21 protein-coding genes are annotated in these 25,774 nt (G+C 70.0%); 13 read left to right on the top strand and 8 right to left on the bottom strand.

Going from position 1 to position 25,774, the window contains the following annotated elements:
* Positions 1-44: 44 nt before the first annotated feature.
* From ACIQI8_RS06555 to ACIQI8_RS06565, 3 genes are all read right to left on the bottom strand, one after another.
* The gene (locus tag ACIQI8_RS06555) at positions 45-2,543 is read right to left on the bottom strand and encodes a SpoIIE family protein phosphatase (RefSeq protein ID WP_402345536.1); all 2,499 of its coding nucleotides are present in this window, start codon (positions 2,541-2,543) and stop codon (positions 45-47) included.
* Positions 2,544-2,750: 207 nt separating this feature from the next.
* Positions 2,751-5,135: an MFS transporter gene (locus ACIQI8_RS06560; protein ID WP_402345538.1), complete on the bottom strand. Its 2,385-nt coding sequence runs from the start codon at positions 5,133-5,135 to the stop codon at positions 2,751-2,753.
* Between the two features lie 180 nt (positions 5,136-5,315).
* On the bottom strand, positions 5,316-5,759 hold the full coding sequence (locus ACIQI8_RS06565) for an SRPBCC family protein (protein WP_124001738.1): 444 nt from the start codon (positions 5,757-5,759) through the stop codon (positions 5,316-5,318).
* Positions 5,760-5,925: 166 nt separating this feature from the next.
* On the opposite strand from ACIQI8_RS06565, the gene ACIQI8_RS06570 reads away from it, so the two are divergent.
* The 4 genes from ACIQI8_RS06570 (at position 5,926) to ACIQI8_RS06585 (ending at position 9,778) form a co-directional block, all read left to right on the top strand.
* Positions 5,926-6,969: an Rv2578c family radical SAM protein gene (locus ACIQI8_RS06570; protein WP_402345540.1), complete on the top strand. Its 1,044-nt coding sequence runs from the start codon at positions 5,926-5,928 to the stop codon at positions 6,967-6,969.
* Between the two features lie 135 nt (positions 6,970-7,104).
* The gene (locus ACIQI8_RS06575) at positions 7,105-8,682 is read left to right on the top strand and encodes an alpha/beta hydrolase (RefSeq protein ID WP_402345542.1); all 1,578 of its coding nucleotides are present in this window, start codon (positions 7,105-7,107) and stop codon (positions 8,680-8,682) included.
* Positions 8,683-8,762: 80 nt separating this feature from the next.
* Positions 8,763-9,161 (top strand): RidA family protein, encoded by a 399-nt coding sequence (locus tag ACIQI8_RS06580; RefSeq protein ID WP_402345544.1) that lies wholly within the window; start codon positions 8,763-8,765, stop codon positions 9,159-9,161.
* On the top strand, positions 9,158-9,778 hold the full coding sequence (locus ACIQI8_RS06585; RefSeq protein ID WP_402345547.1) for a GNAT family N-acetyltransferase: 621 nt from the start codon (positions 9,158-9,160) through the stop codon (positions 9,776-9,778). Before ACIQI8_RS06580 ends, ACIQI8_RS06585 begins: the two co-directional genes overlap by 4 nt.
* On the opposite strand, the gene ACIQI8_RS06590 is transcribed toward ACIQI8_RS06585, so the two are convergent.
* Complete coding sequence (locus ACIQI8_RS06590) at positions 9,702-10,277, bottom strand: adenylosuccinate lyase (protein WP_402345549.1); 576 nt, start codon at positions 10,275-10,277, stop codon at positions 9,702-9,704. The two genes, ACIQI8_RS06585 and ACIQI8_RS06590, sit on opposite strands and share 77 nt — an antisense overlap.
* Positions 10,278-10,666: 389 nt before the next feature.
* On the opposite strand from ACIQI8_RS06590, the gene ACIQI8_RS06595 reads away from it, so the two are divergent.
* The 9 genes from ACIQI8_RS06595 to pssA all read left to right on the top strand — a co-directional run bounded on the left by ACIQI8_RS06595 (position 10,667) and on the right by pssA (position 21,620).
* A complete protein-coding gene (locus ACIQI8_RS06595; protein ID WP_402345551.1) occupies positions 10,667-12,472 on the top strand; it encodes a 3-hydroxyacyl-CoA dehydrogenase family protein in 1,806 nt (601 codons plus the stop codon).
* Positions 12,473-12,632: 160 nt separating this feature from the next.
* The gene (locus ACIQI8_RS06600; protein ID WP_402345553.1) at positions 12,633-13,445 is read left to right on the top strand and encodes a TetR family transcriptional regulator; all 813 of its coding nucleotides are present in this window, start codon (positions 12,633-12,635) and stop codon (positions 13,443-13,445) included.
* A 397-nt stretch (positions 13,446-13,842) separates the two neighbouring features.
* Positions 13,843-15,186 (top strand): crotonyl-CoA carboxylase/reductase, encoded by a 1,344-nt coding sequence (gene ccrA / locus ACIQI8_RS06605; RefSeq protein WP_402345555.1) that lies wholly within the window; start codon positions 13,843-13,845, stop codon positions 15,184-15,186.
* 8 nt (positions 15,187-15,194) lie between these two features.
* The gene (locus ACIQI8_RS06610; protein WP_402345557.1) at positions 15,195-17,246 is read left to right on the top strand and encodes a protein meaA; all 2,052 of its coding nucleotides are present in this window, start codon (positions 15,195-15,197) and stop codon (positions 17,244-17,246) included.
* Positions 17,243-18,214 carry an HpcH/HpaI aldolase/citrate lyase family protein gene (locus tag ACIQI8_RS06615; RefSeq protein WP_402345559.1) on the top strand — a complete coding sequence of 324 codons (972 nt, stop codon included), beginning with the start codon at positions 17,243-17,245 and terminating at the stop codon, positions 18,212-18,214. Before ACIQI8_RS06610 ends, ACIQI8_RS06615 begins: the two co-directional genes overlap by 4 nt.
* A gap of 2 nt (positions 18,215-18,216) precedes the next feature.
* Complete coding sequence (locus tag ACIQI8_RS06620) at positions 18,217-18,744, top strand: MaoC family dehydratase (protein WP_402346735.1); 528 nt, start codon at positions 18,217-18,219, stop codon at positions 18,742-18,744.
* 2 nt (positions 18,745-18,746) lie between these two features.
* The gene (locus ACIQI8_RS06625; RefSeq protein ID WP_402345561.1) at positions 18,747-19,952 is read left to right on the top strand and encodes an acyl-CoA dehydrogenase family protein; all 1,206 of its coding nucleotides are present in this window, start codon (positions 18,747-18,749) and stop codon (positions 19,950-19,952) included.
* A gap of 170 nt (positions 19,953-20,122) precedes the next feature.
* Entirely contained in the window at positions 20,123-20,779 is a 657-nt protein-coding gene (locus tag ACIQI8_RS06630; RefSeq protein ID WP_124002280.1) for a phosphatidylserine decarboxylase, read from the top strand.
* A 58-nt stretch (positions 20,780-20,837) separates the two neighbouring features.
* Complete coding sequence (pssA, locus tag ACIQI8_RS06635; protein ID WP_402346737.1) at positions 20,838-21,620, top strand: CDP-diacylglycerol--serine O-phosphatidyltransferase; 783 nt, start codon at positions 20,838-20,840, stop codon at positions 21,618-21,620.
* Between the two features lie 94 nt (positions 21,621-21,714).
* Here the strand turns inward: pssA and ACIQI8_RS06640 are convergent, their stop codons facing one another.
* From ACIQI8_RS06640 to ACIQI8_RS06655, 4 genes are read right to left on the bottom strand one after another with little or no spacing between them, the layout of a single operon-like run.
* Positions 21,715-22,986 (bottom strand): ABC transporter substrate-binding protein, encoded by a 1,272-nt coding sequence (locus tag ACIQI8_RS06640; RefSeq protein ID WP_402345563.1) that lies wholly within the window; start codon positions 22,984-22,986, stop codon positions 21,715-21,717.
* Positions 22,983-24,068, bottom strand: coding sequence for a branched-chain amino acid ABC transporter permease (locus ACIQI8_RS06645; RefSeq protein WP_402345565.1), 1,086 nt, complete (start codon positions 24,066-24,068; stop codon positions 22,983-22,985). The genes ACIQI8_RS06640 and ACIQI8_RS06645 overlap by 4 nt, the downstream gene beginning before the upstream one ends.
* Complete coding sequence (locus ACIQI8_RS06650; RefSeq protein WP_402345567.1) at positions 24,061-24,951, bottom strand: branched-chain amino acid ABC transporter permease; 891 nt, start codon at positions 24,949-24,951, stop codon at positions 24,061-24,063. The genes ACIQI8_RS06645 and ACIQI8_RS06650 overlap by 8 nt, the downstream gene beginning before the upstream one ends.
* Positions 24,948-25,751 (bottom strand): ABC transporter ATP-binding protein, encoded by an 804-nt coding sequence (locus ACIQI8_RS06655; protein WP_402346739.1) that lies wholly within the window; start codon positions 25,749-25,751, stop codon positions 24,948-24,950. Before ACIQI8_RS06655 ends, ACIQI8_RS06650 begins: the two co-directional genes overlap by 4 nt.
* Between the last annotated feature and the right edge of the window lie 23 nt (positions 25,752-25,774).

The raw sequence follows: 25,774 nt of genomic DNA on the forward strand, positions 1-25,774 counted from the left end.
ACGGACGCACTCCCCCTGTGCGCCTCTCGCGCCCCAGACGCCGATCAGCGGCGCGGCAGCGTCAGTTCGAACCAGACCGTCTTGCCGCGCCGCGTCCGGCTGGTGCCCCACTCGCGCGCGAGGGTGCTCACCACCCGCAGACCGCGCCCGAACTCGTCGCTCTCGCCGGCACTGCGCAGGTTGGGCAGCTCGTGGTCGTCGTCCTCGACCTCGCACAGCAGGGTGTCGCCGCGCACCAGGCGCAGCGCGACCGGACGGGCATGGGAGTGCCGTACGGCGTTGGTGACCAGCTCGCTGACCATCAGCCCCGCGTTGTCGGCGAGTTTGGCCAGCCCCCAGTCATGGAGCTGTTCCCGCACGGCACTTCGGGCGCGGCCGACCTCGGCCGGGTCGAGGGCGAGCCGCCACTCGGCGACGTCCTCGGGCTCCACGCCGTTGAGCCGGGCCATCAGAAGGGCCACGTCGTCCTTGCGGCCGCCCGTGACGTTCAGTGCGCGGATGATCGTGTCGCAGGCCTCGTCCATGGAGGCGGCAGGGTGGGCGGCGGACTCGGAGAGCGCCGCGAGACCCACGCCGATGTCCTCGCCGCGCACCTCGACGAGACCGTCGGTGCACATCACGAGCCGGTCGCCGGGCTCCACGCGCACGCGTACCGCCTCGAAAGGCACCCCGCCCACGCCGATCGGCGCTCCGGTCGGCAGGTCGAGCAGCTCGCTGCGGCCGTCCTCGGCGCGGACCAGGACGGGCGGGATGTGCCCGGCGTTGGCGATATGCAGTTCGCCCGCGATCGGGTCGTAGACGGCGTACAGACAGGTCGCGAGGTAGCTGTCGCCGAGGCGCTGGGCGAGGTCGTCCAGGTTGCGCAGCAGTTGGGCGGGCGGGAGGTCCAGGGCGGCCATGGTCTCCACGGCGGTCCGCAACTGGCCCATCATGGCGGCCGAGTTGAGGCCGTGGCCCATGACGTCGCCGACCACCAGAGCGGTGCGGGCGCCGGGCAGCTTGACGGAGTCGAACCAGTCACCGCCCACGCGGCCGAGCAGCGTGCCGGGCAGATAGCGGGTGGCGATGTCGCAGCCCGCCATGCGCGCCGGGATGACCGGCAGCATGCTGTCCTGGAGCGTCTCGGCGACGTTCTCCTGGTAGGTGTACATGCGCGCGTTGTCGAGCACGAGGCCAGCGCGGGCGGCGAGTTCGGCGCCGGTGACCCGGTCCATGTCGTTGAAGACGGGCCGCTCCGGGTGGCGCAGCAGGATCATGAACCCGAGCACCACGTTGCGGGCCTTGAGCGGTACGACCAGCATGGAGCGGTTGGTGATCAGCGGCCGGATGTCCCGCTTCTCGAACTGCGAGGCGATGGCGTGGCCCATCTCCTCGCTGATCCGCGGCACGAGGACGGGCTCGCCGCTGGTCATGCACTGGAAGAACGGCGTGTGCGCCGGGAACGGCATGGCCTCGCCGACCGGCACGACGTCGTCCCAGCGGCCCGGTTCGTCGGTGTGTTCGAGGGCGACCCGGTGCCACATGGTGGTCGTGTCGGGCACGCCGTCGGGGAACCCCTCGCCCGCGACGACCTGTTCGCGCAGATAGGTACCGGCGACGTCGGTGAAGCGCGGTACGACGGCTCTGCTGACCTCGACGATGGTGCGGGTCAGGTCGAGGGAGGTGCCGATGCGGCCGCTGACCTCGTTCAGGAACTCCAAGTGTTCACGGACGGCCGCGTACTCCAGGTCCTCGGCGTCGTCGGCGGCCTCCTGCGGCGTGGGCAGTCCCTCGGCCACCGCCCGGGCCGCCTGCTCGCGCCGGGCCCTGCGCTCCGCCCGCCGGGGCACACCCCAGTCGGGGGTGACGGGCACCCGGTCGTTCTGGCTGAACTCCAGGACGGGATAGCCCAGTTCGAGGATCTGCGCGACGATGCGGGCGCTTTCGTCGACGCTCATGCTGGGCAGGATCTCGGGCAGCCGCCGGGCCAGCTCCTGGGCGCCGGGGAAGTCGGTGTGCAGGGCGAAGCCGGGCGCGATGCGCTCGTACGCCATGTCGTGCTCGGGGTCGTCGGGCCGCAGTCCGCCGGTGTCCGCGGCGAGCACGAGCAGCCGCTCCTTGCCGGGGCCCACCAGCGGGTAGGCCCACCACAGGACGTCGACGCGGTCGCTCCCCCACCCTTCGGCCGGGGGGACCCCCGCCTCGCTCCGCTCGGGGACGGTGAGCCGGGCCCGGCCAGCGGCCGGGTAGGACAGCCCGCCGTCGAGTGAGGACTCCAGGCCGGGGCCGAGCCCGTCGTAGTCGGCGTACGTCCCGTACGGCGTGACGTCCTGCTCCTCGGGCAGCACGCCGGAGACGGGCAGCAGATCGACCGCCGCGTGTCCGATCGCGTCCTCCTTGGGGACGCCGAACAGACGGCGTGCGCCGGTGCTCCAGTGGGACACCAGGCCGTCGCGGTCGACCACGACGACGGCCAGCGGCACACGGCCGACCGCGGTGTCCTCCACCGCTCCGCCCCCGGCTCCGCGGCTGGGAGGTGCTTCCCTCTCGGTGCCACGGTCCATGACCCAGGCCCTCTTTTCCCCACGGCTCCGCAAGATCTGTCCGCCGTCACCACCGTACGGCGCCCCCAGGTGGTGATGTGCGGCAACGGGGGAATTGGTGGCACGCGGGCGCACCGGTTCGAGGACGTGCGCCGGAAAGGCACGCCGGGGGCGCTCAACCGCTGCGCCCGTTCGATCGGTTCGGGCACCCGGGCCGCTGAAGCCGGTTCAGTCCTCGTGCCCCAGTTGCAGGTCCCGCTCGGTGCGGCCGCCGCCCGCGACCTGGAGCACGGTGGCGACCGGCGGGTAGCCCGCGGCGATCACGGTGTACTCGCCCGAGGACAGGTCGACGAACCGGAACGTTCCGTCGGCTCCCGTGGTGAGCGTGTCCACGACGTTGCCGGCCGCGTCGAGCAGCGTCACGCGGGCGTCCTCGACGGGCCGGCCGCCGCCGGCCCGCACCGTGCCGCGCAGCACGGCGCCGCCCGCGAGTTCGATGTCCTGGCGGGTCTCCCGGGAGGCCTGGACGCTGACGGGCAGGGCGGCCGGGCGGAACGCGGGGGCGCTGGCGGCGAGGGTGTACTCGCCGGCCACCAGCTCGGTGATGACGTAGCCGCCCTCGCGCCCGCTGCGGGTGCTCGCCACGACCTCGCCGTGCACGTTGGTGAGGGTGACCGCGGCCTCCCGTACGGGTGTGCCGTCGGCGGTGACCACGCTGCCCGCGAGGCGTCCGGCGCCGCCGAGGACGACGTCGAGCTCGACGGGGCGCTCGCCGACGGTGACGGAGACCGCCTGCGGCTGGTGGCCGCCGGCCGCGGCGATCAGGACGTACGCCCCGGACCCGGGCGTGGACAGCGCGTACCGTCCGTCCTCGCCGCTCGCGCCCCGCCCGATCTGCTGTCCGGTCACGTCGATGAGCGTGAGCGCGGCGCGCGGTACGACGGTCCCGTCGGGGTGCTGCACCGTGCCGCAGACCGGGATGCCGGCGGCGTACGACGAACGGGCCTGCGGGATCGGGGCGTTCACGGGCGCGGTCTCGGTTTCGGTGGCGTGGTGGGACACCAGCGGTTTCTCCTTGAGGAAGAAGGCGATGAGCAGGCCGAGGACGAGCACCGGCACGAGGTAGAGGAAGATCCGGGGCATCGCGTCGGCGTAGGCCGCGATGTAGTCGTCGCGCAGCGCCGGGGGCAGCGCGTGGACGAGCTGCGGGGTGAGGGACTCCGGGTCGGGCAGCGCGGATCCCGCGCGCGTGGAGAGCCGTTCGGCGAGGGAGTCGGCGAGCCGGTCGGCGAAGAGGGTGCCGAAGATCGCGGCGCCGACGCTGCCGCCGATCTGCCGGAAGTAGTTGTTGGCGCTGGTGGCGGTGCCGAGGTCGGCGGGGCGCACGGAGTTCTGCACGGCCAGCACCAGCACCGGCATCACCATGCCGATGCCCGCGCCGAGAACGGCCATCCAGATGCTGTACTGCAGCCGGGACGTGTCGACTTCGAGGCGGGACAGCAGCCACATGCCGACGGCGGACAGGGCGCTGCCGAGCACGGGGTAGATCCGGTAGTGCCCGGTGTGGCTGATGAGTTGTCCCGCGATGATCGAGGCGCCGACGATGCCGCCCATCATGGGCAGCATCAGCAGGCCCGACTCGGTGGCGGTGGCCCCGTCGACCATCTGCAGGAAGGTCGGCAGATAGCTGGCGGCGCCGAACAGCGCGACGCCGATCACCAGGCCCACCAGACCGGTGACGTTGAAGACGGAGTCCCTGAACAGCCGCAGCGGGATGAGGGGTTCGGCCGCGTGGTGCTCGGCGACGAGGAAGAGGCCGGCGGCGGCCACGGCGCCCGCGGCGAGCCCGAGGATGACGCGTGAGTCCCAGGCGTACTCGGTGCCGCCCCAACTGGTCAGCAGGACAAGGCAGGTGGAGGCCGCGGCGAGCAGGAGCGCGCCGAGGACGTCGAGGCGCGGCTTGGTCCTCGGCTTCGGGAGCTTGAGGACGACCGTGACGACGGCCAGGGTGAGCAGGCCGAAGGGCACGTTGAAGTAGAAGCACCAGCGCCAGGTGAGGTGGTCGGTGAAGTAACCGCCGAGCAGCGGTCCTGCGACGGAGGCGAGGCCGAAGGCGGCGCCGATCAGGCCCATGAACCGGCCGCGCTGCCGGGGCGGCACGATGTCCGCGATGATCGCCTGGACGCCGATCATGAGGCCGCCGGCGCCGACGCCCTGCACCGCGCGGAAGGCGATCAGCTGGTCCATCGTCTGCGCCCGGCCCGCGAGCGCGGAGCCGATGACGAAGACAACGATGGCGAACTGGAAGACGCCCTTGCGGCCGAGCAGGTCACCGAGCTTGCCGTAGATCGGCAGTCCGACGGTGGAGGTGAGCAGATAGGCGGTGATCGCCCAGGACATCTTGTCCAGACCGTGCAGCTCGCCGACGATCTTCGGGAGCGCGGTGGCGACGATCATCTGCTCCAGGGCGGCGAGCAGCAGCGCGAGCATCAGCCCGAGGAAGACCAACCGGACCCGGCGCGGGCTCAGTTCGGCGCCACCGGCCGCCGCAGGAGCGTGGCTCTCCGCAGCCGCCACGACCGGTTCGTCCCGTACCAGAGTCGTTCCGCCCACCTACCGCTCCCCTCGTCGCACTGCCGCACAATTCCCGCTTAAGGCGACAACTGCGAGCAAGCGCGACGAGTTACGGCAGACCGGCCCCGCGAGTGGAGATCCACTCGAACCGGTGAGGGGCGTCAACGCCCCCGGAACGCCGGGGACTTGCCCGACGGGGAGGCTTTCCGGCGCGGGGGCCTACTTCTCGACCTCGGTGGCCAGCTTCTCCAGGATCGCGTCGTAGATCCTGCCGAGGCCCTTGGGCGCGAAGGTCTTCTCGAAGAAGCCGCCGATGCCTCCGGCGCCGTTCCAGACGGTGCTCACGACGACGCGGGACTTGCCCTCGCCGGCCGGGGTGACCCGCCAGGTGGTGACCATCGAGGAGTTGCGGTCCTTCTCGACCAGCTCACCGTCGGTGGGCTCGCTCACCTCCAGGAGGCAGTCCCGGATCCGCTTGCTGGTCGCCTGGAGCTTCCAGTGGACGAGGGTGCCCTCGCCGTCGCCGCCCTCGCGCACCTCGTACTCGCTGAACTGCTCGGGCAGCACCTTCGCGCGCGTGCCGCTGTAGTCGGCGAGCGCGTCGAACACCGTCTCCGCGTCCGCCGCGACGATGCGCTCCGTAGTGGCCTCGACCTGCGCCATCGATTTCCTCCAGGACTGGGTTCTCGGTGTCGGGGCAAGCCAACCACCCCCGCGCGCGGCCGCCCAAATCGGGGGTCGGGGGCCTTCGAGGCGATCGGGAAGAGCACTTGCACAGTAATTCGAACAAGTGTTTCACTCTGGGGGCAGGCCTACCGAAGGAGGCGTCATGCGCTGGGAGAATCTCACCGTCGAGTCCGGCGGCCACAGCCGGCCGAGCGACGCCGCGCTGTTCGGCGCGGACGCGGTGGTCACTCGTACCTTCGACACCCCCGAGTTCCGCGGGATCACCTTCCACGAGGTGCGCGCCCGGTCGATCATCAACCGGGTGCCGGGAGCCTCCCGGATGCCGTTCGAGTGGACGGTGAACCCCTATCGGGGCTGCTCGCACGCGTGCGTGTACTGCTTCGCCCGCAAGACGCACAGCTATCTGGACCTCGACACGGGGATCGACTTCGACTCCCAGATCGTGGTCAAGACGAACGCCCCGGAGCTGCTGCGCCGCCAGCTCGGATCGCGCCGCTGGCAGGGCGAGCACATAGCGATGGGCACCAACGTCGACTGCTACCAGCGCGCCGAGGGCCGCTACCGCCTGATGCCGGGGATCATCTCCGCCCTGCGCGACCACGCCAACCCCTTCTCGATCCTGACGAAGGGCACGCTGATCCTGCGCGATCTCGATCTGCTGCGGCAGGCCGCCGAGGTGACCGACGTGGGCATCTCCGTCTCGGTCGGCTTCACCGACCCCGAGCTGTGGCGCACCGTGGAGCCGGGCACGCCCGCCCCGGAGCGCCGCCTGGACGTCGTCCGCGCCCTCGCCGAGCACGGCATCGACTGCGGGGTCCTGATGGCCCCGGTGCTCCCGTTCCTGAGCGACGACCCGGCCCAACTGCGCGCCACCGTGCGCGCGATCGCCGCCTCCGGGGCCTCCTCGGTCACACCTCTGGTGCTGCATCTGCGCCCCGGCGCCCGCGAGTGGTACATGGCCTGGCTCGACCGGCACCACCCGTATCTCGTGCGCCGCTACGAGCGGCTGTACGCGGACGGGGCGTACGCCCCGAAGTGGTACCAGCGCCGGATCACCCGTCAGGTCCACGAGCTGGCCCAGGAGTACGGGATCGGTCCCACGCGCGCGGGGATGCCCCGCCGGATCACGCCCCCGGAGCCGGTCGAGGAGGCAGTGTCCGAACCGACCCAACTCACGCTGATTTGAGAGCGTTCGAGCGCATCTCTCGATCCGATCGGGTCAAGTATCGGCAGAACGCGTTCCTCCGGTGCGGCTTTCCGGGACGATGCGGCGAGGACCACGAGCCCGTCGGTCCGAAACCCTCCGTCCTGGGAGGACTCCATGAGAAAACGCGCAGCCGTACTGTGCGGCGTCGCCGTCGTGGTGGCCGGAACGTTCACGGCCGTCCCCGCCGACGCGAGCGCCCCGAGCGGCGCGGCGACCGCCACCGCCGCGAAGCTCACCTGGAAGAAATGCGGCACCACCGACTATCCGACGCTCCAGTGCGCGTCCCTCAAGGTGCCCCTTGATCACGCGAACCCGCACGGGCGGCAGATCACCCTCGCCCTCTCGCGCGTGCCGCACACCGCGAGCAGGAGCCAGGGTCCCCTGCTGGTGAACCCCGGCGGTCCCGGCGGCAGCGGCCTGTCGCTCGCCGGCTTCGTCGCGTCCTCCCTGCCCAAGGCGGTGGCGTCCCAGTACGACGTCATCGGCTTCGACCCGCGCGGGGTCGGCGCGAGCAAGCCGGCCCTGGACTGCAAGCCGGGCTACTTCAACCCGGTGCGCCCGGACTCCGTGCCGAGCACGCCGGCGATCGAGAAGGCCAACCTCAAGCGCGCCAAGTCCTTCGCCGACGCCTGCGGCAAGAAGTACGCGAGCCTGCTGCCGTACATCGACACGATCAGCGCCGTACGGGACATGGACTCGATCCGGGCCGCACTCGGCGCCAAGAAGATCAACTACTTCGGTTACTCGTACGGCACCTACCTGGGCGCGGTCTACGCGAAGCTCTTCCCGGAGCGCGTGCGGCGCCTGGTCCTGGACTCGATCGTCGACCCCACGGGTGTGTGGTACGACGACAACATCGGGCAGGACTACGCCTTCAACGACCGCCATCGCGCCCTGATGGCGTGGATCGCGAAGTACAACTCCACGTACAAGCTCGGCACCGATCCGGAGAAGATCGAGGCCAAGTGGTACGGGGCGCGCAAGGCGCTGGCCAAGAAGCCGGCGGGCGGCAAGGTGGGCGCCTCGGAGTTCGAGGACACCTTCATCCCGGGCGGCTACTACAACGGCTACTGGCCCTACCTGGCCGAGGCGTTCGCGGCCTACGTGAACGACAAGAACGCCGCTCCGCTGGTCGAGGCGTACGAGAACTTCGCCGCCATCGACGCCTCCGGGGACAACGGCTACAGCGTCTACACCGCGGTGCAGTGCCGTGACGCCTCCTGGCCGCGCGACTGGAACCAGTGGCGCAAGGACAACTGGGCGGTGTACGACAAGGCGCCCTTCATGGCCTGGAACAACGCCTGGTACAACGCGCCGTGCGCGTTCTGGCCGACGGACACAAAGCGCCCGATCAACATCGCCAACGGCAAGCTGCCGCCGGTGCTGCTGTTCCAGGCGACCGACGACGCGGCCACCCCGTACGAGGGCGGCGCGACGGTCCACCGGCTGCTGGCCGGCTCCAGTTTCGTGGTCGAGCAGGGCGGCGGGAACCACGGCATCACGCTGAGCGGGAACGCCTGTTTGGACAAGTACCTGGCGGACTACCTGAGCACCGGCAAGGTGCCACGCGGTCACGGCGAGGTCGACGCGGTCTGCCGGAAGCTGCCGGACCCGGCACCGCTGAGCTCCGCGGCGGCGACGAAGGCCACGCGCGGTTCGACTCTGCACGGCCTGGTCGGCTTCCGCGGCTGAACACTCACCGGATACCCGGACACCAGTCCCCGTCGGGGGCGGAGATCCCGGTTGTCAGACCCATGGTCCACGATGGACGCATGAGTGAGACGACCCGGATTCCCGCCCCCGACGGGGTTTTCCCCGCCGCCCAGTACAGCCACGTCGTCACCGGCACCGGCCGCTTCGTCGCGGTCTCCGGCCAGCTCGCCCTCGACGAGGACGGCAAGCTCGTCGGCGAGGGTGACGCGGAAGCCCAGGCGCGCCAGGTCTTCGAGAACCTCCGCCGCTGTCTGGCCGCGGCCGGCGCGACCTTCGACGACGTCGTCAAACTCACCCACTTCGTCACGGACATGGCCCACATGCCGGCGATCCGCGCGGCCCGCGCCGCCCACATACCCGACGACCGCCTCCCGGCCGCCTCGGCGGTCCAGGTCGCGGCGCTGGTGCGGCCGGAGTTCCTGATGGAGGTCGAGGCGTTCGCGGTCGTGGCCGAATGAGCGCGCCCTCGGCCGGTCTTCAGGTCCGGGACATGACGCTCGCCGACTGCGACCCGGTCGCAGGGATCCGCGTCCGCGGCTGGCGCAGCGCGTACCGCGGGCTGATCCCCCGGTCGTACCTCGACGCGATGAGCGTGCGGAAGGACGCCGACCGCCACCGCGCGCGCCTGCTCCGAGGCGACGGCAGCGTGGTGAACGTGGTGGCCGAGCGGGCCGGCAAAGTCGTCGGCTGGGCCTGCCACGGCCCCTACCGGGACGGTGAAGTACCTGCCGGGGGCGTCGAGTTGTACGCCATCTATGTGGACCCGGACCACCAGGGCACGGGCGCCGGACGCGCCCTGCTCGACGAGTCGATACGGCGATCCGCGGCCGCCGGCCACACACGCATGTACCTCTGGGTCCTCGAGGGCAACACCCACGCCCGGCGCTTCTACGAGCGCGCCGGATTCCGGGCGGACGGCACCGAGGAACCCTTCGAGGTGGACGGGGTCGAGGTGCCGGAAGTGCGGTACGCGCGCGACCTCGCCGTCCGATCCGACATCAGCGCTGCCTCGGAATCCGCCCCAGCGCCCCCACCGCCGCCTCCGCGAGGGTCGGATGGGCCAACGCCTCGGTGAGTACGGGCCGGGCGCGGGCGTCCGCCAGGCTGCCGAGTCCCTCCACGCACGCGAGGGCCACGCGCCGGTACGGGTCGTGCGGGCGCAGCCGCCGCTCCAGGGTGGTGATGAGCGCCGGCACGGACTCGGGGGCGCGCAGTTCGGTCAGCAGCCGGATCGGGTGCAGGGCGTAGGCGACGCGCAGTTCGTTGGTGGCGAGGGCGGCCGCCGCGCGGGCGGTACGCGGGTCGCCGAGCCGGGCGAGGGCGTACGCGGCGGAGGAGCAGCGCTGCGGATCACGGTGGTTCAGGAACAGGACGAGGGACTCGAAGGCCCGCCGGTCGCCCGCGAGTCCCAGTTTGAAGGCGGTCAACTCCCTGGCCCACAGCGGCTGTCCGGGCTCGGTGAGCACATCGGCCAGTGCGTCGGGGTCCTCGGTCGCCACGAGCCGCTCGTACCCGGCGGACCCTGCCGCCTCCGTCCGTAAACGCTCCGTGAGCGATCGCAACTCTTCGTCCATGACAGCGAGCGTAGGGGCGGCCGCGATCTGCCGGGACCTACATCACAAAGACGTACAGGGATGAAAACCGGACAGGGGCTGGCGCGCTCGTTACTCACCGGTTAAGCTCAGACGAGCGAGTTACCCACTCGCGGCATTCCTTGCGGTGGCCTGGTGACGCAGCCACCGTGAGAGCAAGCGGTTCGGTGCCTCAGGCACCGCGGTACGACCCGGCTTGGGACAGGGCCGGTCGCTCTTCACCGTTTCCCGGGCGTGTGCGCTCGTAGCCCGTAACACCCGCATCCGCGTTCCTCACGCACCCGGTGCGCCACCGGTCCGGCTTCGGCCCGGTTCCCTCGGCGCACCCGGGCGTGCTCCCAGCCGTCACCCCTCATTCCTGGAGTCCCGCGATGGCCACTCCCCTGTCCCACACCTCTCTCTCCCCGATCAAAACCGTCGCCGTCGTCGGCCTCGGCACGATGGGCACCGGAATCACCGAGGTCCTCGCCAAGGCCGGCCGCGAGGTCGTCGGCATCGACGTCAGCGAGGCCGCGACCGCGCAGGCCGTCGCCGCCCTGGAGACCGCCACCGCCCGCGCCGTGACGCGGGGCCGGCTGACCGAGCCGGAGCGCGCCGAACTGCTCGCCCGGGTCCGTACCTCCACCGACCTGCGGGCCGCGTCCGACGCCGACCTCGTCATCGAGGTGGCGCCGGAGTCGTACGAGATCAAGCAGCAGATCTTCCGTGAGCTGGACGGGATCGTGCGCCCGGAGACGATCCTGGCGACCGGTACCAACGCCCTGTCCGTGACCCGGCTCGCCGCCGACTCGGCGCGCCCGGAGCGGGTGCTGGGCCTGCACTTCTTCAACCCGGCGCCCGCGATGCGGCTGGTCGAGGTCGTCTCGTCCGTGCTGACCGCGCCCACGGCCGTCGGCGCGGTCACCAACCTCGCCCTCGATCTCGGCAAGGAACCCGTCGCGGTCGGCGACCGGCCCGGGTTCGTCGCGGACGGGCTGCTGTTCGGGTACCTCAACCAGGCAGCGGCGATGTACGAGGCCAAGTACGCCTCCCGCGAGGACATCGACGCGGCGATGCGGCTCGGCTGCGGACTGCCGATGGGCCCGCTCGCGCTGCTCGACCTGATCGGCGTCGACACCGCCCGCACGGTCCTGGAGGCCATGTACGCGGCGTCCCACGACCGGCTGCACGCCCCCGCCCCGATCCTCAAGCAGCTCAGCGAGGCGGGCCTGACCGGCCGCAAGTCGGGCCGCGGCTTCTACACCTACGAGGCCCCGGGCAGCGCCGTGGTCGTGCGGGACGCGCTGACACCGCTGGACGGCTCCGCCCTCACCCCCGGCCGTCCGGTCCGCTCGGTCGGTGTCGCCGGCTCCGGCACCATGGCGTCCGGCATCGCCGAGGTGTTCGCCAAGGCCGGGTACGAGGTCGTGCTCGCCGCCCGCAGCGAGGAGAAGGCGCAGACCGCCAAGGCCCGTATCGGCACGTCGCTTTCGCGCTCCGTCGACAAGGGACGGCTGACGGCCGAGGCCGCCGCCGGGACCCTGGACCGGATCACCGCGGCGGGCTCCTACGACTCCTTCGCCGACGTCGACCTGGCCGTCGAGGCGGTCGCCGAGGACCTGGAGATCAAGCAGCAGCTGTTCGCCACCCTGGACAAGGTCTGCAAGCCGGGCGCGGTCCTGGCCACCACGACCTCGTCGCTGCCCGTCGTCGCCTGCGCCCGCGCCACCTCACGCCCGCAGGACGTGATCGGCATGCACTTCTTCAACCCGGCACCGGCGATGAAGCTGGTCGAGGTGGTCCGTACGGTGCTGACGGCCGAGGACGTCCACTCGACGGTCCGCGAGGTCTGCGTCAAGATCAAGAAGCACGCCGTCGACTGCGGTGACCGGGCCGGATTCATCGTCAACGCCCTGCTTTTCCCCTACCTCAACAACGCGATCAAGATGGTGCAGGAGCACTACGCGACCCTTGACGACATCGACGCGGCCATGAAGTTGGGCGGCGGCTACCCGATGGGTCCCTTCGAACTCCTCGACGTGGTCGGGCTCGACGTCTCCTTGGCGATCGAGAAGGTCCTGCACCGCGAGTTCCGCGATCCGGGCCTGGCTCCCGCGCCGCTCCTGGAGCATCTGGTGGCCGCGGGCTGCCTCGGCCGCAAGACGGGCCGTGGCTTCCGCGAATATGCCCGGCGTTGAGGGCGCCGGCGACTGGTTCGTGACCGACGGGGACTGGGGCGGGCTGCTCGATCCGGGCGGCCCGCATCCGCCCCACCGGCCCGGCGCGCCCCCGCCCGTGCCGGTCGGGGGAAACCCCCGACGTGCGCACCAAGCTGCGCACATGCAGTACGTTCGGGACATGTCCCAGCCCGCCAAGTCCTCACGTACACCAGCTACGCCCGACGCGCCGGAGAGCGCCGCAGGCACTCGCGCGGCGGCCCAGCGGCTCAAGATGCGCCGCGAGTTGGCGGCCGCGGCGATGGAGCTGTTCTCCACCAAGGGGTACGAGGCGACCACGGTCGACGAGATCGCGGCGGCGGCCGGCGTGGCCCGCCGCACCTTCTTCCGTCACTTCCGTTCCAAGGAAGAGGCGATCTTCCCGGACCACGACGACACGTTGATCCGCGCGGAGGCCGTGCTCAACGCGGCACCGGCGCACGAACACCCGCTGGACACGGTGTGCCGGGGCATCAAGGAAGTCATGCGGATGTACGCGGCCCGGCCGGAGATCTCGGTCGCCCGCTACAAGCTCACGCGCGAGGTGCCCACCCTGCGCGAGGCGGAGATCGCGTCGGTGGCCCGCTACGAGCGCCTGTTCACCCGCTATCTGCTCGGCCACTTCGACGAGCACGCGCACGACGACGACGCCAACGACGACCCGCTGCTGGCCGAGGTCGCCGCGTCCGCCGTGGTCACGGCCCACAACCACGTCCTGCGGCGCTGGCTGCGGGCCGGCGGCCAGGGGGACGTGGAGGCCCAGCTGGACCACGCCTTCGCGATCGTGCGCAAGACGTTCGGGTCGGGGATCGGCGCCGGGCGCACGGCCCCGCCGAAGCCGCCGGCGCTCGCCGCGGTCTCCACCCAGGGCGAGGTCCTGGTCACCGTCGCCCGCACGGACGCCCCCCTGGACGAGGTCATGCGGACGATCGAAGAGGCGCTCAGGGACCGCTGAGCGGCAGCACCCCCCCCCCCACAGCGCACCCCTGTCAGCTCCCCTGTGATGACGGCCACCCTTCGGGGTGGCCGTTTTGGCATGTCAGGGCACCTTTTCGCGTGGATTTCAGAGCCCGTTCGATCGATCATCGCTCATTTGTTACGTAAAGATTTCACCTGAGAGGAATTCCTGGCACTCAGTGCCTTGCGAGGTGACACGCGGTGTCATACGTTGAAGGAGTCCGGGCGGCCGGCGTGCAGAGACCTCACGTACGCCGGCTGTCCCAGCAAGTCATCGACCTGCCCGCCCGGACGCCTGCGTCACAGGCAACCTCCCGCGCCACAAAGCGCCCTCAGCAGCACCGACGTAACCCTCAGCGTCTCCCCTCAAGACGCCATTCGCCGGAGGCATCACCGTGACCGTGAAGGACATCCTGGACGCGATCCAGTCGCCGGACTCGACGCCCGCCGACTTCGCCGCCATGCCGCTCCCCGACTCGTACCGCGCGATCACCGTGCACAAGGACGAGACGGAGATGTTCGCGGGCATGCAGACCCGCGACAAGGACCCGCGCAAGTCGCTCCACCTGGACGACGTGCCCCTGCCCGAACTGGGCCCGGGCGAGGCTCTGGTGGCCGTCATGGCCTCCTCGGTCAACTACAACTCCGTGTGGACCTCGATCTTCGAGCCGCTGTCGACCTTCGGCTTCCTGGAGCGCTACGGCAAGGTCAGCGAGCTCACCAAGCGGCACGACCTGCCGTACCACATCATCGGCTCCGACCTCGCGGGCGTGGTCCTGCGCACCGGCCCGGGCGTGAACGCCTGGAAGCCGGGCGACGAGGTCGTCGCGCACTGTCTGTCCGTCGAGTTGGAGTCCTCCGACGGGCACAACGACACGATGCTCGACCCCGAGCAGCGCATCTGGGGCTTCGAGACCAACTTCGGCGGCCTCGCCGAGATCGCCCTGGTCAAGTCCAACCAGCTGATGCCCAAGCCGGACCACCTCAGCTGGGAGGAGGCCGCCTCCCCGGGGCTGGTCAACTCCACCGCGTACCGCCAGCTGGTGTCCCGCAACGGCGCCGGCATGAAGCAGGGCGACAACGTCCTCATCTGGGGCGCGAGCGGTGGACTCGGCTCGTACGCCACCCAGTTCGCGCTGGCCGGCGGCGCCACGCCGATCTGTGTCGTCTCCAGCCCGGAGAAGGCCGACATCTGCCGGGCGATGGGCGCCGAGGCGGTCATCGACCGCAACGCCGAGGGCTACAAGTTCTGGAAGGACGAGCGGACCCAGGACCCGAAGGAATGGAAGCGGTTCGGCAAGCGCATCCGTGAACTCACCGGCGGGGAGGACATCGACATCGTCTTCGAGCACCCCGGCCGCGAGACCTTCGGCGCGAGCGTCTACGTCACCCGCAAGGGCGGCACCATCACCACCTGCGCCTCCACCTCGGGCTACATGCACGAGTACGACAACCGCTACCTGTGGATGTCCCTGAAGCGGATCATCGGCTCGCACTTCGCCAACTACCGCGAGGCCTGGGAGGCCAACCGGCTGATCGCGAAGGGCAAGATCCACCCCACCCTGTCGCGCGTGTACTCCCTGGAGGACACCGGTCAGGCCGCCTACGACGTGCACCGCAACCTGCACCAGGGCAAGGTCGGAGTGCTGTGTCTGGCTCCCGAGGAGGGCCTGGGCGTGCGCGACCACGAGAAGCGCGCGCAGCACGTCGACGCCATCAACCGCTTCCGGAACGTCTGAGGGCACCCATGAGCAGCGAGCGTCAGACCACGCAGGCGCAAAAGGTAAGGGACCGGCCGTGGCTCATGCGCACGTACGCCGGTCACTCCACGGCCGAGGCGTCCAACGAGCTGTACCGGCGCAACCTCGCCAAGGGCCAGACCGGTCTGTCGGTGGCGTTCGACCTGCCGACGCAGACCGGCTACGACTCCGACCACGTCCTCGCCCGCGGCGAGGTCGGCCGGGTCGGCGTGCCGATCGCGCACCTCGGTGACATGCGCCGGCTGTTCCAGGACATCCCCCTGGAGCAGATGAACACCTCGATGACGATCAACGCCACCGCGATGTGGCTGCTGGCGCTCTATCAGGTCGTCGCCGAGGAGCAGGGCGCGGACATCACCCAGCTCTCCGGCACGACCCAGAACGACATCGTCAAGGAGTACCTGTCCCGGGGCACGCACGTGTTCCCGCCGGTGCCCTCGCTCCGGCTGACGACGGACATGATCGCGTACACGGTCTCTCACCTGCCGAAGTGGAACCCGATCAACATCTGCAGCTACCACCTGCAGGAGGCGGGCGCCACGCCGGTGCAGGAGATCGCGTACGCGATGTCCACGGCGATCGCGGTCCTCGACGCCGTGCGCGACTCGGGCCAGGTGCCGGCCGAGAAGTTCGGTGACGTGGTCGCCCGGATCTCCTTCTTCGTGAACGCCGGTGTGCGGTTCATCGAGGAGATGTGCAAGATGCGGGCGTTCGGCCGGATCTGGGACCAGGTCACACGGGAGCGGTACGGCATCGAGGACGCCAAGCAGCGGCGCTTCCGGTACGGCGTCCAGGTCAACTCCCTCGGTCTGACGGAGGCGCAGCCGGAGAACAACGTCCAGCGGATCGTCCTGGAGATGCTGGCCGTGACGCTGTCGAAGGACGCACGCGCGCGTGCCGTGCAACTCCCGGCCTGGAACGAGGCGTTGGGCCTGCCCCGCCCCTGGGACCAGCAGTGGTCGCTGCGCATCCAGCAGGTACTCGCCCACGAGAGCGACCTGCTGGAGTACGCGGACATCTTCGACGGCTCGCACGTCATCGAGGCGAAGGTGGCGGTGCTCGTCGAGGAGTCGCTCGCGGAGATGGAGCGGATCGAGGGGATGGGCGGTGCGATGGCCGCCGTGGAGTCGGGCTACCTCAAGTCGCAGCTCGTCTCCTCGCACGCCGAGCGGCGGGCTCGTATTGAATCCGGTCAAGAGAAGATCGTGGGCGTCAACATCTTCGAGACGACCGAGCCCAATCCACTGACGGCCGATCTCGATACAGCGATCCAGACAGTCGATCCGGCTGTCGAGGCCCGGGTCATCGCCTCGCTCCAGCACTGGCGCGACACGCGCTACCAGCCGCCCTTCAACCACCCGCGCCCGTGCAAGGCGCTGGAGCGGCTGAAGGAGGCCGCAAAGGGCACCGACAACCTCATGGAGGCCACCCTGGAGTGCGCCCGCGCGGGTGTCACGACCGGCGAGTGGGCCGGGGCCCTGCGCGAGGTGTTCGGGGAGTTCCGGGCGCCCACGGGCGTCTCGTCCGCGCCGGTGGCGGTGCCGGCCGAGGAGGGCTCGGCGATGAGCGAGGTGCGCCGCAAGGTGGACCTCACGGCCAAGGACCTCGGCGTGGGCAAGCTGCGCTTCCTGGTCGGCAAGCCGGGCCTTGACGGGCACTCCAACGGCGCCGAGCAGATCGCGGTACGCGCGCGTGACGCGGGCTTCGAAGTGGTCTACCAGGGCATCAGGCTGACGCCCGAGCAGATCGTGGACGCGGCCGTCGCCGAGGACGTGCACGCGGTCGGGCTCTCCATCCTGTCCGGCTCGCACGCGCAGCTGGTCCCGGACGTGCTGGAGCGGCTCCGTGTGGCCGGTGCCACAGATATACCCGTCATCGCCGGTGGCATCATCCCCAATGGTGACGCCGAGCAGTTGCGGGCCGCCGGAGTGGCCGCGGTCTTCACCCCGAAGGACTTCGACATCACCGGCATCATCGGCCGCATCGTCGACGAGATCCGGAAAGCGAACAAGCTCGACCCTCTGGAGGTCCCCGCATGACCACGCCCGCCCCCGTGAACCGGCTCCGTCCGCGGCGCTCCTGCCTCGCGGTCCCCGGGAGCAACCCGCGCTTCCTGGAGAAGGCGCAGGGCCTCCCCGCCGACCAGGTCTTCCTGGACCTGGAGGACGCGTGCGCCCCGCTCGCCAAGCCCGACGCGCGGCACACGATCGTCAAGTTCCTCAACGAGGGTGACTGGACGGGCAAGACGAGGGTCGTGCGCGTCAACGACTGGACGACCGAGTGGACGTACCGCGATGTCGTCACGGTCGTCGAGGGCGCGGGTCCCAACCTCGACTGCATCATGCTGCCGAAGGTCCAGGACGCCCAGCAGGTCGTGGCGCTGGACCTGTTGCTGACGCAGATCGAGAAGACGATGGGCTTCGAGGTCGGCAAGATCGGCATCGAGGCGCAGATCGAAAACGCGCAGGGACTCAACAACGTCAACGAGATCGCTCAAGCCAGTCAACGTGTCGAGACGATCATCTTCGGCCCGGCCGACTTCATGGCGTCGATCAACATGAAGTCGCTCGTCGTGGGCGAACAGCCGCCCGGCTACCCGGCGGACGCCTACCACTACATCCTGATGAAGATCCTGATGGCCGCCCGCGCCAACAACCTCCAGGCGATCGACGGCCCCTACCTCCAGATCCGCAACGTGGAGGGCTACCGCGAGGTCGCGCAGCGCGCCGCCGCGCTCGGCTTCGACGGCAAGTGGGTGCTGCACCCGGGCCAGGTCGAGGCGTCCAACGAGATCTTCTCGCCGTCCCAGGAGGACTACGACCACGCCGAGCTGATCCTGGACGCGTACGACTACTACACGTCCGAGGCGGGTGGCAAGAAGGGCTCGGCGATGCTCGGCGACGAGATGATCGACGAGGCCAGCCGCAAGATGGCGCTGGTCATCTCCGGCAAGGGGCGCGCGGCCGGCATGAAGCGCACCACCGAGTTCGAGATTCCGGAGGCGTGAGCATGCAGTTCGGGCGCACCTACGAGGAGTTCGAGGTCGGGGAGACGTACAAGCACTGGCCGGGCAAGACGGTCACGGAGTACGACGACCACCTGTTCTGTCTCCTCACCATGAACCACCACCCGCTCCACCTGGACGCCAACTACGCCGAGAACACGACGGACTTCGGCAAGAACGTGGTGGTCGGGAACTACATCTACTCGCTCCTGCTGGGCATGTCCGTACCGGACGTCTCCGGCAAGGCGATCGCCAACCTGGAGGTCGAGTCGCTCAAGCACGTGGCGCCGACCTTCCACGGTGACACGATCTACGGCGAGACGACCGTGCTCGACAAGACGCCGTCGAAGTCGAAGAACGACCGCGGAATCGTCCATGTCGAGACCAAGGGCTACAAGCAGGACGGCACGCTGGTCTGCGTGTTCCGCCGCAAGGTGATGGTGCCGACCGAGACGTACATCAAGGAGCGCGGCGGTGAGCAGCCCGGCCGCCCACAGCTGTCCGCACCTGCGGAAAAGAACACGGAGAAGTAGCCATGGCGCGCCTCGCCCAGACCGCCGGTCTGACCGACGTCCAGCAGGAGATCCTGTCCACCGTCCGCGACTTCGTGGACAAGGAGATCATCCCGGTCGCGACCGAGCTGGAGCACCGCGACGAGTATCCGCAGCAGATCGTCGACGGGCTCAAGGAGTTGGGCCTGTTCGGTCTGATGATCCCCGAGGAGTACGGGGGTCTCGGCGAGTCGCTCCTCACCTACGCCCTGTGCGTCGAGGAGATCGCCCGCGGCTGGATGTCGGTGTCCGGGATCATCAACACCCATTTCATCGTGGCCTACATGCTCAAGCAGCACGGCACCCAGGAGCAGCGGGAGCACTTCCTGCCGCGCATGGCGGCGGGCGACATCCGCGGCGCCTTCTCGATGTCGGAGCCGGGTCTCGGCTCGGACGTCTCGGCCATAACCTCCAAGGCGGTCAAGGACGGCGACGACTACGTCCTGACCGGCCAGAAGATGTGGCTGACGAACGGTGGCACGTCACATCTGGTCGCCGTACTCGTCCGAAGTGACGAAGGACACCCCGAAGGGACCGCGCCCCACAAGTCGATGACGACCTTCCTGGTCGAGAAGGAGCCCGGGTTCGGTGAGGTCCGTCCCGGGCTCACCATCCCCGGGAAGATCGACAAGATGGGCTACAAGGGCGTCGACACCACCGAGTTGATCATGGACGGCCTGCGTGTTCCGGCCGATCGCGTGCTCGGCGGGTCCACGGGCCGAGGTTTTTACCAAATGATGGACGGCGTCGAGGTGGGCCGCGTCAACGTGGCGGCACGTGGCTGCGGGGTCGCTCAGCGTGCCTTTGAACTGGGCGTCCGCTACGCCCAGCAACGGCACACGTTCGGCAAGCCGATCGCCCAGCACCAGGCCATCCAGTTCAAGCTGGCGGAGATGGCTACCAAGGTCGAGGCCGCCCATGCGATGATGGTCAACGCGGCACGCAAAAAGGACTCCGGGGAGCGAAACGACCTTGAGGCCGGTATGGCGAAGTACCTCGCGTCCGAGTACTGCAAGGAGGTCGTGGAGGACTCGTTCCGTATCCACGGCGGCTACGGCTTCTCCAAGGAGTACGAGATCGAGCGCCTCTACCGCGAGGCGCCGATGCTGCTGATCGGTGAAGGTACCGCCGAGATCCAGAAAATGATCATCGGTCGCAGGCTGCTCGAAGAGTATCGATTCCAGGGCTAGATGTCCGGATACGGGGTGTTTTCTTGGAGAAGAAGATCACACCCCGTCAGCGCCCTTCAGCCGCCGACTCGGCTTCCTGGCTTACCCAGTTGTGGCCGACGACCGGTACGATCCCGGGAAAGCCGCCGTCCCCCGTTACAGCGCGGCATCATCCGCTACGAAGGTCATCCATGCCCCACAGCCAAACCTCTGCACCACGCGACAGCCGGGCCGGCGTACGCCTCGCGCGCGGAGCATCGCCGTGGCTTCTCCCGACCGTCGCCACCGCAGCCCTCAGCCTGGTACGCGCGCGCAAGTCCGGCGCCGCCAAGGCCGTCGCCGTGCCCGCCACCGCGCTCGCGGCGGGCATGCTGTGGTTCTTCCGCGACCCCGAGCGAGAGATCGGCCCGGGCCGGGTCATCTCGCCCGCCGACGGTGTGGTGCAGAGCATCATGCCGTGGAAGGACGGTCGCACCCGCGTCGCGATCTTCATGAGCCCGCTCAACGTCCACGTCAACCGCGCGCCGCTCTCCGGCGAGGTGACGTCGGTCGAGCACATCCCCGGCGGGTTCGTACCGGCGTTCAACAAGGAGAGCGAGAACAACGAACGCGTAGTCTGGCATTTCGACACCGAACTCGGTGACATCGAGATGATCCAGATCGCCGGCGCGGTGGCCCGCCGCATCGTCCCCTACATCCCGCAGGGGACGAAGGTCGAGCAGGGCGACCGTATCGGTCTGATCCGCTTCGGCTCGCGCGTCGACATCTACCTGCCCGAGGGCGTGGAGGTGGCGGTCGAGGTCGGTCAGAAGACCGTGGCTGGGGTGACTCGCATTGACCGTGATTGATCCTGAGACGCAGGCCGGCTGGGTTCCGGAGGCCGACGAGGTGGACGACGAGGAGGAGATGCCCCTCTCTCTCCGCCTCTCGATAGCGGACACCCTCACGCTCGGCAACGCCACGTGTGGCTTCATGGCGGTGTACTTCACCACCACCGGCATCCTGATCCCGCACCTCACCGACAGCCAGGAATCCGGCATGGCGCGCAACAGCGCGGCCACCGCCGTGATCCTGATGCTGTGCGCGGCGGTGTTCGACCTGTTCGACGGCCTGGTCGCACGGAAGCTCCGCTCCTCCCCCATGGGCGCCGAGCTGGACAACCTCTCCGACCTGATCAGCTTCGGCCTGGCCCCGGCGTACTTCGTCCTGGTCTACGGGATGGTCGCGGACGACGCGTACCAGAAGGTGGCCGCGGTCGGTGCCGTAGTGGTGCTGCTGGCGGTGGTGCTGAGGCTGGCGCGCTTCTCGTGCGTGACTGTGCCGAACGGCATGTTCCAAGGCATGCCCTCCCCGTTCGGCGCGCTGACGGTCGTCTCGATCGTGCTCCTGGAGCTGCCCTTCGTGGCGACGCTCCTGGCCATCCTCGGCACCGCCTGGCTGATGGTGAGCCGGGTCGAGTACCCGAAGCCGCGCGGCCGCCTCGCCGTGGCGATGCTGGCCTGGATCGTCGTCTCCATGGGCCTGCTGGCCGCCTGGGCCTTCGACGCCCCCAGCGGTCAGCTCCTGCTCCAGACGGGCTGCGCCCTGCAGCTGGTCACGGGCGCGGTCATCCCGCTGTTCGCCACGGCCCGCCGGGTGAACAACTTCCGCGACAACCGTCGCGAGGCGCGGGCGGCGCAGCTCCCGTAGGACGTCTCAGCCGTAACACTCCCGAGGGGCCCGAACCGATTCCGGTTCGGGCCCCTCGGCCGTCCCACGCGTCCGCCCGCGCGTCTCGGCCGTCTCAGGCCTTCGGTGTGTACGCCTCGGCCTCCTCGGACGCGCCTGCCTCCCGTACGACCTTCATGCCGCCCGTGGCGCTCTTGTCGGGCTGGAGGATCACGCTCTGCCGGGAGGACGCGACCGCCGGGTCGGTGAAGTCCTGGACGGTGCCGAAGCCGGAGTCGAAGGCGTCGAGCGTCAGCAGGGCCTTGTCGACGCCCTCGCGGGTGAGGTCCTTGTTCGCGCAGGCCTTCTTGAGGGCCTCACCGAAAACCGACGCGGCTGTCCAGCCGGCGACGATGCCGTTGTCGAGGGAGTCCTTCGGATAGGCCGCCCTGTAGTCGCTGACGAGCTTGGTCGCCTGCGGGGTGTCCGCGCCGATCGGCAGCGAGGGCGAGGCCACCCAGTAGTTCTTCATCAGGGCCGGACCCGCCTGGGTGGCGAGGAGTTGGGGCGCGAAGGCGGAGTTGTTGCCGATCACCGGCACGTCGAAGCCGCTCGCCGCCGCGACGCCGACCAGCGAGGCCGCCTGCCGCGGCCCGGCGCTGATCACGATCGCCTTGACGCCGGCCTTCTTGAGGGCGGTGACCTGAGCGGTCATGTCGTTGTCGGTCGGCTTGATCTTCTGCTCGACGACGGAAAGACCCGCCTTGCCCGCCATGTACTCCGAGCCGACCAGGGCGCTCTCGCCGTAGTCGCCCTCGAAGTACACGTGCCCGATCCTGTCGCCCTTCTTGATCCCCTTCTCCTTGATCAGGAAGTCGACGGCGTTGATCGTCTCGATGTCGTACGTCGATCCGATGACCCGGATGTACGGACTGCCCAGCAGCGCGGCCGACCACGCCTGCGGCAGCACGAGACCCTTGTCCTGGCCGTCGACGCGCTGCTTGACCGCGGCGACGAACGGCGAGCCGATGAACTGCGCGAAGCCCAGCACCTTCGGCGCCAGCTCGGTGTAGCCGGAGACGGCCTTCTGCGGGTCGTAGCCGTGGTCGCGGACCGTGAGGGCCACCTTGTAGCCGCAGACGCCCCCGGCCGCGTTCAGCTGCTTCACGTAGAGCTGCTGGGCCTGGGTGACGCTCTTGCCGAGGGTCGCGTAGACGCCGGTCATGTCGGTGAGCGCGCCCAGCGTGATCGTCTTGCCGGAGATCCCCTGGCCGGTCTTGATCCCGCCCGCGCCCGCCTTGTCGCCGTCACCGCTGTCACTGTCCTTGGCCTTGGAGCTGCACCCGGCCAGCACGAGCAGTGCCGCGAGGGCACCGGCCGCGGCTCTGGCCCCGTACGTCCTGTTCATCGTTCCTCCCCTGGATCGGTTCTGACGCGACGCCGGGCGGCCGTACCGACCAGACCGCCGGGCAGGAACAGCACCGCCAGCACGACGGCGGCGCCGTAGAGGTACCGGGACGCCTCGCCCGGTGCGATCCCGCCCGTCCCGGGGGCGGATACCAACGGCAGCGCATCGCTGTAGCGGGTCAGCAGCTGGGGCAGCAGGGACACGAACACGGCCCCGGCCACCGCGCCGGAGACCGAGCCGAGCCCGCCGATGACGATCATGGCGAGGTACTCCAGGGACAGCGTGATGCCGAAGTAGTCGGGCACGGTCCGCTGGAAGACCAGCGCGAGCAGGACGCCCGCGAGGCCCGCGTACATCGAGGACAGCACGAAGACGGCGGCGCGATGGCGGGCGACGGGCACGCCGAGGACACCTGCGGCGACGCTGTGGTCCCGGATCGCGTTCATGGCCCGCCCCGGACGCCCGCGCAGCACTCCACGGGCGAACAGCGCACCTCCGAGCAGCACGACCAGGCCCGCGTACCAGAGCTTCTCCGCCGACCCGAACGGCACGGCGGCGACGAGGAGTTCACGGTCGTCGAAGGTGAGGCCGAACAGATTCAGGGGCGGTACGTCACGGCCGTTCGCCCCGCCGGTCAGGTCGTGGGCGTTGAACATCACGTGCTGGCCGATGAAGACCAGGGCGAGCGTGGCGATGCCCAGGTACGCGCCGCCGAGCCGCCCGGAGATGGGGCTGAACAGGCCGCCCGCGACACCGGCGACCAGCACCGCGAGCACGGCCGCGAGCCAGGTCGGCAGCCCGAGCCCGGTCAGCCCGTCGCCGCCGTCCGCCGCGAACACGCAGTACCCGTAGGCGCCGACGGCGAGGAAGAAGGCGTGTCCCATGGAGAGTTGACCGGTCGCGCCGGTGAGCAGATTGATCCCGATCGCCCCGATGGCGGCGGCCATCGCGAACAGGCCGGCCTGGAGCCAGAACCGGTCGAGGTAGAAGGGAAGGGCGAGGAGAAGGACGGCCCCGGCGGCGGCCCAGACGTGTCCGCGTGACCGGATCACCCGCAACGGCTTGACCAGGACCTCAGACACGCGCCAGCTCCTTCGTGCCGAAGAGTCCCGCGGGCCGGATGAGCAGGATCGCGACCATCACGAGGTAGGGCGCGAGGTCGCCCAGGCCGCGGCCCAGGAAGGTCAGATCGCTCTGGTACCCGGTGGCCAGGGACTCCGTGATGCCGACCAGCAGGCCGCCCACCAGTGCTCCCGTCGTGGAGTCGAGGCCGCCGAGGATCGCCGCCGGGAACGCCTTGAGCGCGGCCAGGGAGGTGGCCCGTTCCAGGCCCGGGGTGGGGAAAACGGTGAGGAAGAGCGCGGCCACGGCGGCAAGGCCCCCGGCCACGGCCCACGCGCCCAGCGAGACCCGCCCGAGCCGCACGCCCATCAGCGCCGCGGTCTCCCCGCTCTCCGCCGCCGCCCGCATCGCCACGCCCCACGAGGTGTACCGGAAGGCGAGCAGGAACGCCGTGATGAGCAGCGCGGCGGCCACGAACGCGGCGATCCGCGTGTGCGCCAGGGACACCGGCCCGATCTTGAGCACGGCGTCGCCCCACGGGTCGCCCAGCGGGATGACGTCCGTGCCGATCCGGCGGGTCAGCTCGGTGGTGAGCAGGATGTCGACGCCGATGGTGACGATGGCCAGCACACTGTGGTCGCTGCCCCGGTAGCGCCGTATCACCAGGAACTCCACGCCCGCGCCGACCAGCGCGGCCCCCGCGATCCCGACCAGCAGCGCGGGCCAGAAGCCGATGTCGTCGTGCAGGGACGCGGTGATGTAGCCGCCCGCGAGCAGCAGCGAGGCATGGGCGAAGTTGACGACCTCGGTGGCCCGGAAGACGACCACGAAGCCGAGCGCGATGAGCGCGTAGACGGAGCCCAACGAGACGCCGTTGAGCAGGACTTCGGCGAAGGTGCTCATGCTCCGGCCCCCAGGTAGGCGCGTACGACGGCCGGATCGTTCTGTACGTCGGCGGGGGCGCCGTCCGCGATCAGGCGCCCGAAGTCCAGTACGGTCACCGCGTCCGCGAGCCGCATCACCACCCCCATGTCGTGTTCCACCAGCACGATCGAGATGCCGAGCCCGTCCCTGACTCCCTTGATCACGGCGGCGGTTCGGCGCCGTTCGTCGGCGGTCATGCCCGCGACCGGCTCGTCCAGGAGCAGCAGGCGCGGTTCCATGCACAGCGCGCGGGCGAGTTCGGCGAGCTTCTGCTGTCCGTACGGGAGCGAACCCGCCGGGCGGTGGAGGCAGTCGGCGATGCCGACGAACTCCGCGATCTCCCGGACGCGTTCGCGGTGCAGGCGTTCCTCACGAGCTGCCGACGGCAGACCAAGTCCGGCCGCCAGGAAGCCCGTTCGGGTCAGCCGGTAGCGGCCGAGGAGCAGACAGTCCTCGACCGAGGCGCGGGGCGGCAGCGCGAGGTTCTGGAAGATGCGGGCGACGCCGAGTCCCGCGATGCGGTGCGCGGGCATGCCGGTCAGCTCGTGTGGGCCGAAGCGGACGCTGCCCGCCGTGGCCCGGTAGACCCCGGACAGCACGTTGAAACAGGTCGACTTGCCCGCGCCGTTGGGCCCGATGAGCGCGTGCACGGTACCGGGGCGGACCGTGAAGCCGACGTCGTCCAGGGCGGTGAGTCCGGCGAACCGGACGGTGAGACCACGGACTTCGAGCGGGTCGGTCGGGGGCGGGTCGAGGGAAGCGGTCGGGGACGCGTCCAGGGGAGCGGTCCGGGGTGAGTCGA

Origin of the sequence: Streptomyces sp. NPDC092369 (assembly GCF_044755245.1) — a bacterium.
Classification (GTDB): Bacteria; Actinomycetota; Actinomycetes; order Streptomycetales; family Streptomycetaceae; genus Streptomyces.

What these genes read in the sequence shown, in the direction of transcription:
- ACIQI8_RS06585 (WP_402345547.1), top strand. Translation starts at nt 9,158, where the DNA reads ATGAGCGCGCCCTCGGCCGGTCTTCAGGTCCGGGACATGACGCTCGCC.
- ACIQI8_RS06610 (WP_402345557.1), top strand. Translation starts at nt 15,195, where the DNA reads ATGAGCAGCGAGCGTCAGACCACGCAGGCGCAAAAGGTAAGGGACCGG.
- pssA (WP_402346737.1), top strand. Translation starts at nt 20,838, where the DNA reads ATGCCCCTCTCTCTCCGCCTCTCGATAGCGGACACCCTCACGCTCGGC.
- ACIQI8_RS06625 (WP_402345561.1), top strand. Translation starts at nt 18,747, where the DNA reads ATGGCGCGCCTCGCCCAGACCGCCGGTCTGACCGACGTCCAGCAGGAG.
- ACIQI8_RS06575 (WP_402345542.1), top strand. Translation starts at nt 7,105, where the DNA reads ATGAGAAAACGCGCAGCCGTACTGTGCGGCGTCGCCGTCGTGGTGGCC.
- ACIQI8_RS06615 (WP_402345559.1), top strand. Translation starts at nt 17,243, where the DNA reads ATGACCACGCCCGCCCCCGTGAACCGGCTCCGTCCGCGGCGCTCCTGC.
- ACIQI8_RS06620 (WP_402346735.1), top strand. Translation starts at nt 18,217, where the DNA reads ATGCAGTTCGGGCGCACCTACGAGGAGTTCGAGGTCGGGGAGACGTAC.
- ACIQI8_RS06630 (WP_124002280.1), top strand. Translation starts at nt 20,123, where the DNA reads ATGCCCCACAGCCAAACCTCTGCACCACGCGACAGCCGGGCCGGCGTA.
- ACIQI8_RS06640 (WP_402345563.1), bottom strand. Translation starts at nt 22,986, where the DNA reads ATGAACAGGACGTACGGGGCCAGAGCCGCGGCCGGTGCCCTCGCGGCA.
- ACIQI8_RS06595 (WP_402345551.1), top strand. Translation starts at nt 10,667, where the DNA reads ATGGCCACTCCCCTGTCCCACACCTCTCTCTCCCCGATCAAAACCGTC.
- ACIQI8_RS06555 (WP_402345536.1), bottom strand. Translation starts at nt 2,543, where the DNA reads ATGGACCGTGGCACCGAGAGGGAAGCACCTCCCAGCCGCGGAGCCGGG.
- ACIQI8_RS06650 (WP_402345567.1), bottom strand. Translation starts at nt 24,951, where the DNA reads ATGAGCACCTTCGCCGAAGTCCTGCTCAACGGCGTCTCGTTGGGCTCC.
- ACIQI8_RS06590 (WP_402345549.1), bottom strand. Translation starts at nt 10,277, where the DNA reads ATGGACGAAGAGTTGCGATCGCTCACGGAGCGTTTACGGACGGAGGCG.
- ACIQI8_RS06580 (WP_402345544.1), top strand. Translation starts at nt 8,763, where the DNA reads ATGAGTGAGACGACCCGGATTCCCGCCCCCGACGGGGTTTTCCCCGCC.
- ACIQI8_RS06570 (WP_402345540.1), top strand. Translation starts at nt 5,926, where the DNA reads ATGCGCTGGGAGAATCTCACCGTCGAGTCCGGCGGCCACAGCCGGCCG.
- ACIQI8_RS06565 (WP_124001738.1), bottom strand. Translation starts at nt 5,759, where the DNA reads ATGGCGCAGGTCGAGGCCACTACGGAGCGCATCGTCGCGGCGGACGCG.
- ACIQI8_RS06600 (WP_402345553.1), top strand. Translation starts at nt 12,633, where the DNA reads ATGTCCCAGCCCGCCAAGTCCTCACGTACACCAGCTACGCCCGACGCG.